Origin of the sequence: Rhizobium sp. PEPV16 (assembly GCF_008919455.1) — a bacterium.
In the GTDB taxonomy this organism is placed as follows: Bacteria; Pseudomonadota; Alphaproteobacteria; order Rhizobiales; family Rhizobiaceae; genus Rhizobium; species Rhizobium leguminosarum_Q.
This window is the reverse complement of sequence record NZ_VSZV01000114.1, coordinates 3,935-13,370: the sequence shown is the minus strand read 5'-3', so window position 1 is coordinate 13,370 and position 9,436 is coordinate 3,935. Positions and strand designations below refer to the sequence as shown.

At 59.5% G+C, this 9,436-nt stretch carries 8 protein-coding genes; 3 read left to right on the top strand and 5 right to left on the bottom strand.

Annotated elements, in window-relative coordinates; translation table 11 throughout:
- The 5 genes from FY112_RS01695 to chvE form a co-directional block, all read right to left on the bottom strand.
- Positions 1 to 946 (bottom strand): aldehyde dehydrogenase family protein (locus FY112_RS01695; protein WP_151517494.1); only part of this gene is annotated, 946 nt, incomplete at its 3' end.
- Between the two features lie 68 nt (positions 947 to 1,014).
- Positions 1,015 to 2,010, bottom strand: a complete 996-nt coding sequence (gene araD1, locus FY112_RS01690; protein WP_151517493.1) for an AraD1 family protein — start codon at positions 2,008 to 2,010, stop codon at positions 1,015 to 1,017.
- A 118-nt stretch (positions 2,011 to 2,128) separates the two neighbouring features.
- The gene (mmsB, locus tag FY112_RS01685; RefSeq protein ID WP_020051226.1) at positions 2,129 to 3,334 is read right to left on the bottom strand and encodes a multiple monosaccharide ABC transporter permease; all 1,206 of its coding nucleotides are present in this window, start codon (positions 3,332 to 3,334) and stop codon (positions 2,129 to 2,131) included.
- Complete coding sequence (gene mmsA, locus FY112_RS01680) at positions 3,331 to 4,869, bottom strand: multiple monosaccharide ABC transporter ATP-binding protein (RefSeq protein ID WP_029872334.1); 1,539 nt, start codon at positions 4,867 to 4,869, stop codon at positions 3,331 to 3,333. The genes mmsB and mmsA overlap by 4 nt, the downstream gene beginning before the upstream one ends.
- Positions 4,870 to 4,961: 92 nt before the next feature.
- Positions 4,962 to 6,026, bottom strand: coding sequence for a multiple monosaccharide ABC transporter substrate-binding protein (chvE, locus tag FY112_RS01675; protein WP_020051228.1), 1,065 nt, complete (start codon positions 6,024 to 6,026; stop codon positions 4,962 to 4,964).
- 270 nt (positions 6,027 to 6,296) lie between these two features.
- Between chvE and FY112_RS01670 the strand changes: the two genes are divergently transcribed.
- From FY112_RS01670 to FY112_RS01660, 3 genes are all read left to right on the top strand, one after another.
- Positions 6,297 to 7,301, top strand: a complete 1,005-nt coding sequence (locus FY112_RS01670; RefSeq protein WP_151517492.1) for a LysR family transcriptional regulator — start codon at positions 6,297 to 6,299, stop codon at positions 7,299 to 7,301.
- Positions 7,302 to 7,362: 61 nt separating this feature from the next.
- Entirely contained in the window at positions 7,363 to 7,851 is a 489-nt protein-coding gene (locus FY112_RS01665; protein ID WP_131629750.1) for a hypothetical protein, read from the top strand.
- A gap of 308 nt (positions 7,852 to 8,159) precedes the next feature.
- Positions 8,160 to 9,035: a Hint domain-containing protein gene (locus FY112_RS01660; RefSeq protein WP_151517491.1), complete on the top strand. Its 876-nt coding sequence runs from the start codon at positions 8,160 to 8,162 to the stop codon at positions 9,033 to 9,035.
- The last annotated feature ends 401 nt before the right edge of the window (positions 9,036 to 9,436 follow it).

Here is a 9,436-nt window from a genome sequence, read left to right as displayed (position 1 = left end):
CGGCCTTCAGCGCGTTGTCGACGACGAGCGTCTTCAGCTTGTCGGTGAGTGCTACGACGAACTTCTCGTGAATGCCTTCGGTGACGATCAGGCGCGAGGAGGCGGTGCAGCGCTGGCCGGTCGAGAAGAAGCCGGAATTGGCGGCGGCCTCGACGGCGACGTTGAGATCGGCATCGTCAAGCACGACCATCGGGTTCTTGCCGCCCATTTCCAGCTGGAACTTGCGGTTATGCTCGATGGAGGCGGCGGCGACGCGCCTGCCGGTGCCGGTGGAACCGGTAAACGTGATGCCGTGAACGTCGGGGCTTTCGAGCATGGCCTGGCCGACGACCGAGCCTTTGCCCATGACGAGGTTCAGCACGCCCTTCGGCAGGCCGGCGCGGTTGAGAATATCGACGATCGCCCAGGAACAGGCGGGCACCAGTTCGGCCGGCTTGAAGACGATGGTGTTGCCGTAGCAGAGCGCCGGCGCGATCTTCCAGGCGGGAATGGCGATCGGGAAGTTCCACGGCGTGATGATGCCGATGACGCCGAGCGCCTCGCGGGTGATCTCGACGCCGATATTCGGGCGAACCGACGGGAGAACCTCACCGGCCAGCCGCAGTGCCTCGCCGGCGAAGAATTCGAAAATCTGCGAAGCGCGGATCACCTCGCCGGTGGCTTCCGGCAGCGTCTTGCCTTCTTCGCGGGCAAGCAGCGCGCCCAGTTCGTCCTTGCGCGCCATGATCTCGTCGCCCGTCTTCTTCAGGATGACGTGGCGCTCCCAGATGCCGGAGCGTGACCAGGCCGGGAAGGCGGCCTTGGCGGCGGCAATGGCGTTTCTCGTGTCATCAGCGCTGCCGTCGGCATAGAGGCCGACGACCTCATTCGTATCCGACGGGTTGATGTTTTTCGTCGCGTTCGAGCCGACCCATTCGCCGGCAATCAGGTTTTGATAAATGGTCATGGGCTTAACAAGCCTCCTTTACCGTTTACGAGCAAAGATCCGGCTGCCGAATGCAGCCGGTCTTGAATTCAGAGCTGCCTGACGGCGACCTCTTCCTCGGCGGCCACCTTCAGCGGATTGCGGAGCGCCAGGCCGAATTCGGCGACTTCGATCTCGAAGACGTCGCCCTCTTCCGTCTTCACGCCGTCGGCAAAGGAAAGGGTCGCCGTGCCGAACATATGGACATGCACATCGCCCGGAACACGGAAGATGCCATACTTGAAATGGTGATATTCCAGATTGGCGAAGGTGTGCGACATGTTCGCCTCACCTGATAGGAATGGTTTTTCGAAGATCACCTTGTCACCGCGCTTGATGCGCGAGGTGCCTCGAATATCCTCCGGGGCCGCGCCGACGCGGATTTCCGGACCGAAGCTTGCCGGGCGCAGCTTCGAATGGGCGAGATAGAGATAGTTGATCCGCTCGGTGACGTGGTCCGAAAATTCGTTCGACAGCGCAAAGCCGATGCGGAAGGGCGAGCCGTCCTTGGCGATCACGTAGATGCCGGCCATCTCCGGCTCCTCGCCGCCGTCGAGCGCGAAGGAGGGCGAGATGAGCGGCGCGCCGGGTGCCGCGGCTCCATAGCCGTTACCCTTGTAGAACCATTCGGGCTGGACGCCCTTTTCGCCGGCCTTCGGCTTGCCGTTCTCGAGGCCCATCTTGAACATCTTCATCGAGTCCGTGAGGGTTTCCTCGGCGGCTTCGGTGGTCTTCTTGTGCATGGAATCGCGCGTTGCCGCCGATCCCAAATGCGTCAGGCCAGTGCCGGTCAAATGCAGGTGCGCGGCATCTGGATGGGTGATCGGCGGAAGGAAACGGTCTTCCGCATAGGCCTTCTCAAGATCGACGGCATCGCCGTAGCCATGCGCTTCGATGACTGAGGCAAGAGACTTGCCGCCGTCTGCGGCTTCCATCGCCAGCGCATAGACGCTGACGGCGTTCTTGACCGACCTTGCAGCGCCGCCCTGCTCACGCACGGCGACGATGATCTCTCCGTTTGCACCCTTGATCTGTGAAATAAGCACGTCTTCGATCCTTCTCGTTTCGGCGAAGACAGGAAAAAGCTCCGCCTGTCCGGCTCCATCAGGAGCCGAAATCCATCATTCATAGGACTGCGAATGCCTGACTGGCGCCTTGAGGCGCTCAGCCCTTGTTCTTGTTGTAAACGTCGAAGAACACTGCGGCGAGAAGCACGAGGCCCTTCACCATCTGCTGGAAGTCGATGCCGAGCCCGACGATCGACATACCGTTATTCATGACGCCCATGATGAACGCGCCGATGACCGCACCGGTGATCTTGCCGACGCCGCCGGACGCCGAGGCGCCGCCGATGAAGCAGGCCGCAATGACGTCGAGCTCGAAACCGACGCCGGCCTTCGGTGTTGCCGAGTTCAGGCGAAGGGCGATGATCATGCCGGCAAGACCTGCAAGCACACCCATATTGACGAAGGTGTAGAAGCTCAGCCGCTCGGTATTGATGCCTGAAAGTTTGGTCGCCTTCGAATTGCCGCCCATGGCATAGATGCGACGGCCGATTGTCGTCCGGCGGGTGATGAAGGCATAGATCGCAATCAGCACCAGCATGACGACGAGAACGTTCGGCAAGCCCTTATAGGTGGAGAGCAGATAGCCGATCCACAGGATGGCGAGCGAAACGACCAGATTCTGGACGATGAAGAAACCCATCGGCTCGACATCGATCCCGTGGTCTTCGTTCACCTTGCGGCGGCGCCAGGCGAGATAGAAGAGGATGACAGGCAGGATCACGGTCAGGATCAGCGAGGTCGACTGCACCGGTGTGCCGGCAATGTCGATCATGCCGCCCGGCAGGAAGCCGGTGCTGATAACCTGGAATTCCTTCGGGAACGGGCCGATGTTCTTGCCGTTCAGAACCGTCAGCGTCAGGCCGCGGAAAACAAGCATGCCGGCAAGCGTCACGATGAATGACGGGATGCGGTGATAGGCGATGAAATAGCCCTGCGCCGCGCCGATGATGCCGCCCACGATCAGGCAGATCAGGCCGGCCAGCCAGAAGTTCATGCCCCATGACACGGTGAAGATTGCCGCGAGCGCACCGACGAAGGCGACGATCGAGCCCACCGACAGGTCGATATGGCCGGCGACGATGACGAGCAGCATGCCGAGCGCCATGATGACGATGAAGGAGTTCTGCAGAACAAGGTTCGTCAGGTTGACCGGCTTGAAGAGAATGCCGCCGGTATAGAACTGGAAGAACACCATGATCGCGACGAGTGCGATGAGCATGCCGTATTCACGAATATTGCCGCGGATATAATCGGCAACAGAAACGACGTTGCTGTGCTCGGTTGTCGGGTTGACCGGAGTCATTGTCTCTTCTCCCCTGAGCGCATGATAGCGCGCATGATAGTTTCCTGGCTTGCTTCTCCCTTCGGCAGTTCCGCGACGATGCGTCCTTCGTTCATCACGTAGATGCGGTCACATGTGCCAAGCAGTTCGGGCATTTCCGACGAGATCATCAGAACGCCCTTTCCATCGGCGGCAAGCTGGTTGATGATAGTATAGATTTCGTACTTTGCGCCAACGTCGATGCCGCGGGTCGGCTCGTCGAGGATCAAAATATCGGGATCGGAAAATAGCCACTTCGACAGCACCACCTTCTGCTGGTTGCCGCCCGAAAGATTGACCGTTTCCTGGAAGACGCCAGAGGAGCGGATGCGCAGCTTCGACCGGTAATCGGTCGCGACCCTCATCTCCTTGATGTCGTCGATGACGCTATTGCTCGAAATCCCATTGAGGTTTGCAAGCGTCGTATTGTGCAGGATGCTGTCGCTGAGCACGAGACCGAGTTGCTTGCGGTCCTCGGTGACATAGGCAAGACCGGCGTCGATCGCCTTGCGCACAGTGCTGACATCGACAGCCTTGCCATTGACGAAGACCTCGCCGCTGACTTTGTGGCCATAGGATTTGCCGAAAACGCTCATGGCGAATTCGGTGCGGCCGGCACCCATGAGACCGGCAATGCCGACGACCTCGCCCTTGCGGACGTTGACGTTGATGTCGTGCAGCACTTGGCGGTCGCGGTGCTGCTGGTGATAGGCGTTCCAGTTCTTCACTTCGAAGATCGTCTCGCCGATCGGCACGGAGCGCGGAGGATAACGGTCGGCCAGATCTCGGCCCACCATGTTCTTGATGATGATGTCTTCGCTGATCTCGTCCGTGTGACAGTCGAGCGTCTTGACGGTCATGCCGTCGCGCAGGACAGTGATCTGGTCGGCGACCTTACGGATCTCGTTCAGCTTGTGGGAAATGATGATCGAAGTGATGCCCTGGTTGCGGAACTCGATCAGCAGATTGAGCAGCGCATCCGAGTCCTTTTCATTGAGCGAAGCGGTAGGCTCGTCGAGGATGAGCAGCTTGACGCTCTTCGACAGTGCCTTGGCGATCTCGACGAGCTGCTGCTTGCCGACGCCGATATCGGTGACCAGCGTGTTCGGAGATTCGCGCAGGCCCACCTTGGTGAGCAGCTTCTTCGTACGGTTGAACGTCTCTTCCCAGCTGATGACGCCGTTCTTGGCATTCTCGTTGCCGAGGAAGATGTTTTCGCCGATCGACAGCAGCGGCACGAGCGCCAGCTCCTGGTGGATGATGACGATGCCGATTTCTTCGGAATCCTTCAGGACCTTGAAGTTGCGCGTCTCGCCTTCGTAGACGATGTCGCCTTCATAGCTTCCTGTCGGATAGACGCCCGATAGCACTTTCATCAGGGTCGATTTACCGGCCCCGTTTTCGCCTACCAACGCGTGGATCTCACCCTGGCGAACCTTGAGGTTCACATTCTCCAGCGCCTTGACGCCCGGGAACGTCTTGGTGATGCTCCGCATTTCGAGGATGGTATTGTCCATAGTCAAAGTTCCAGCGCCTCCGGCCGTCGAGCGGCCGGGCGATCATAAAATCGAAGACCGGAACCCGCAAGCACGGGTTCCGGTCCCTCTCATTACTTCAGCTTGTCTTCGGTGTAGTAACCGCCGTCGACGAGGATCTGCTTGTAGTTGGTCTTGTCGACAGCAACCGGCTTCAGCAGATAGGACGGAACGATCTTGACGCCGTTATCGTAGGTCTTCGTATCGTTGACCTCGGGCTCCTTGCCGGACATGACGGCATCGACCATGGCAACAGTGACCTTGGCGAGTTCGCGGGTGTCCTTGAAGACCGTCGAGTGCTGTTCGCCAGCAATGATCGACTTGACCGACGGAACTTCGGCGTCCTGACCGGAAACAACCGGGAGCGGCTGGTCCGGAGTGCCATAGCCGACGCCCTTCAGCGACGAGATGATGCCGATCGACAGACCGTCATAGGGAGACAGGACCGCATCGACCTTGGCGTCGGTGTAGTTGGCCGAGAGCAGGTTGTCCATGCGGGCTTGGGCCGTTGCAGCGTCCCAACGCAGCGTGCCGACCTTGTCCATGCCGGTCTGGCCGGACTTCACGACGAGCTTGCCGCTGTCGATGTAGGGCTGCAGAACGGACATTGCGCCATCATAGAAGAAGAAGGCGTTGTTGTCGTCCGGCGAGCCGCCGAACAGTTCGATGTTGAACGGACCCTTGCCATCCTTGAGGCCGAGGGCGTCAACAATGGAACCAGCCTGCAGAACGCCGACCTGGAAATTGTCGAACGTCGCATAGTAGTCGACGTTGGCCGAGTCGCGGATCAGACGGTCATAGGCGATGACCTTGATGTTGGCGTCATGAGCCTTCTGGAGAACGTCGGAAAGCGTCGTTCCGTCGATCGAAGCGATGACGAGAACCTTGGCACCCTTGGTGACCATGTTTTCGATCTGCGAAAGCTGGTTCGGAATATCGTCGTCAGCATACTGCAGGTCGGTCTTGTAGCCGGCGGCCTCGAGCTGCTTGACGATGTTGTTGCCGTCGTCGATCCAGCGAGCCGAAGACTTCGTCGGCATTGCGATACCGACAAGCCCCTTGTCCTGCGCCATGGCAGGCATAACGAACGAAGCCACGCCGAAGGCGGCCGCAGCCATCAATGAGATAATGGATTTCATTTCTCTCTCCCTTGTTAATAGACGGCGGACGAAAAATCGCCCGCCCCGAAACTGTGGCAGGTTCCGTATTGGATAGTTACTTCAGATGGTGAGAAACGAAGTAGGTCTCCTCCACGATCTCACACGTGTTGAGTGCCAACCAGCACACGGCGGCAAACTGGTATGGATTCCTATAACTGTCAAATAGAATAAGTGGTAATATGCATAACAATTTTGGTATATCGTTAAAAAGTATTACTTTTGATGGAGCGCAGTGAGGAGGCTGCAACCATGACGATTGTTTCCGAGCCATTTTCAATGGATCACGTCGATATCCACAGCGATAATTTCGGCGATGACAGCCTTTTACGTGCAGGACTTAAGCTGAATCACCTGCGCATGATCGTCGCAATCGAAGATAGCGGACAGATTTCCGCCGCAGCCGACGTTCTGAACATTTCGCAGCCCGCCGCATCGCGCATGTTGTCCGAAATGGAATCGATTACCAAGACGTCGCTCTATGAGCGGGTGGCCCGCGGCGTGGTGCTGACGACCTTCGGCGCAGCGCTTGCCCGCAGGGCTCGGAAGATCCTCCTGGAGCTCCGCGAGGCGAGCCGTGAGATCGGTGAATTGAAAAGCGGCAAAGGCGGCTCGGTCTTCATCGGCGCGGTGACGGCGCCGGCCATGAGCCTCGTCGTTCCGGCAATCAACAAGGTGCGCAAGGCCTATCCCGGCATCGAGATCAACATCCAGGTGGAGACGAGCAACGTGCTTGCCCGCGAGCTGCTCGCCGCCCGCCATGACTTCATCATCGGCCGCATTCCCGATGATCTCAGTCCGCGCCTGTTCGAGGTGACAGAGATCGGCATCGAGCGGGCTTGCCTGATCGTGCGCAGCAGCCATCCGCTTATGAAGCAGAAGACGAGCAGCCTCGCCGACATCAGGGATTACGACTGGGTGTTCCAGCCGCCCGGCACGCTGCTGCGCCGTACGATCGAGGACGTCTTCCTGTCGCGCGGCGTGGCGTTGCCGGAGAACATCGTCAACACCTCCTCGCTGCTTCTGACCTGCGCCATCATCTGCGAAACCGATGCGATTGCTCCCGTCGCCGTCGACGTCGCCCAGTTCCTTGCCAGCCAGGGCTCGAATGCCTCTGATGTGCGCATGCTGCCGATCGATTTCGACATCAACGTCAAGCCCTACAGCATGATCACGGCGAGGGAACGGGCGCTGCCGCCGAGTGCAAGGCTGCTCTACGACATCATCCTCGAGGAGAGCCGCAAGCAGGCCGGCTGACGACACCCGCAAGCCCTGCGCCATCTTGCCCGCCTTTAATGCACGCGTCGAAAGGGAGCGCATGCTGTTCGGACAGTCGGTATTTCAATCAGTCCTCGAGCGACTGAAGGCGGAGGACGAGACGGACGAAGACGCCGGGGCGCGGGCGGCCCATCGGGTGCCCGGCCTCGGCACCGGGCTTGCGTTCGATGTCATGGCCTTCGATGTCATGGAAGGCGTCTCGGCCGCCTCGCAACGCGTCGGCCAGGCCTATTTCGACAATCTGGATCTTGATGCTGCCGCCGCGATCGCGGAGGAACCGGCGACTGCGCCTCCACCCGAGCCCGTCATGCCGGACCATCTCGCCCGCATCGCTCCGGAAGAGATTGCTGCGGAACTGGCGATTGCTGCCGCCGATACCCAACAGACGCTGAACGAGAAGCGGCGCGCCTTTGCCAAGGCCAATCATCCTGATGGAGTCGCAGAGCTTTTCCGCGACAATGCCAACAGGCGCATGATGATCGCCAATCTGCTGATCGACGAGGCGATGCGCCGCCTGCAGCACAGCTGAAGCTTTCTCGCGAACGCAGGCAAACGTTCCAAGCTTTGGAAGAGCCGCCGTTTCCGGCTCGATTCGCGAACTCTATATGGGCTGTTTTTCCTGCGCTTCAACCGGTGCCCATGGTGCTCAGTTTGATTCTTTCGCGCTCGGGTAGCAGATAAATCTCCCGCTTTTTGCTACCGGCAATAGCGTATTTCGGGACCCCCGTAGACCATGCCTACTCCCTTTTTGGTAGGCCGTAGCTATTTAGCGAAATTGAATGCGGTACAACCTCTTGTAACATAGGGCGGTGCAAATATTTTCAGGAGACCGCCGACATGTCATCTACGGAAGATCCGAAGCTGCCACCCAACACTGCGCGCAGACATTTTCTAGGTATAGCCGCCGCCGCTGGTGCTCGTCTTGCCGGCGCGGCAGCCCTGGCCACAGCCATTTCCACCTCTCCGGCCAACGCGCTGGGGCGGCTTTGGGGACGGGGCGGCTCCGGTGGACACGGAGGCTCTGGCGGGAGCGGTGGCTCAGGCGGAAGTGGTGGTGGTGGCGGCAGCGGGAGCGGCCCAAATTGCTTCCTGCGGGGAACGGCGATCCTCACGGATTGCGGCGAGAAGCCTGTCGAGACTCTCAGCATCGGCGATCGCGTTGCCCTTCCTGACGGCAGCACCCGCCCGGTAAAGTGGGTCGGCCGCCAAAGCTTCAAGAAGAGCGGCGCGCGCTGGCACAAGGACGTCGTGCCGATCCGGGTTTCCCGCCACGCACTGGACGGGCAAACACCCCATTCGGATCTCTATCTGTCGCCTGGCCATGCGCTCTACCTGAACGGCATTCTGATCCAGGTGAAGGACCTCGTGAACGGCAAGACGATTGCATCGGTCACTCCCGCCGCCGACGGATCGATCGAGTACTATGCCGTCATGCTCGACACGCACGAAGTTATCCTTGCCGAAGGTGCTGAGACCGAGTCCTTTCATCTGAAGAACAGCAATCACGAGAACTTCTGCAATTTTCCAGAGTACGAGCGTCTCTATGGCAAGGAACGCATCGTGATGACATCCTTTGCGCCATTGCTGGGAGGTGGCCGGTCACATTTGAAAGCGCTTCTCCTGCTCGGCGTCTCGCCGCTGGTACCGATGCACGATCCATTCGGGAATGCCTGCGAAAAGATCGACGCGCAAGCCAAGGAACTGTCACTCTGACAGGACGGGAATGCGCCGGGGATCGGGCTGGCTGCACGCGAAGCTGTGCGTCGGTTTTGCGATAGTGTCGAACCAAAGACGTCAAGCGTGGCGCGCATCGGAAAGATCGCGGCACGCTTCGATTGTTCGGCCTTCTTCTCAAAGGCGCCGGTAAGCTGCCGACACTCCTTGAGAAGCGCCGCGTCCTCACCCGCGCCAATCATCCGACGGTGTTACCCTGCCCTTCCGCGACAATGCGACGAAGCGGAGGATGCTCGCCAATCTGCTGATCGACGAGGCGCAGCGGCGAATCGCCCGCTGATTATTCCGCCTGCCCGTCCTTTGAAGGCTTTTCGGCGGTCGCCGCAGGCCCTTCTTCTTCTTCTTCTTCTTCTTCGGCGTCAGGCTGCACGACCGGCTCG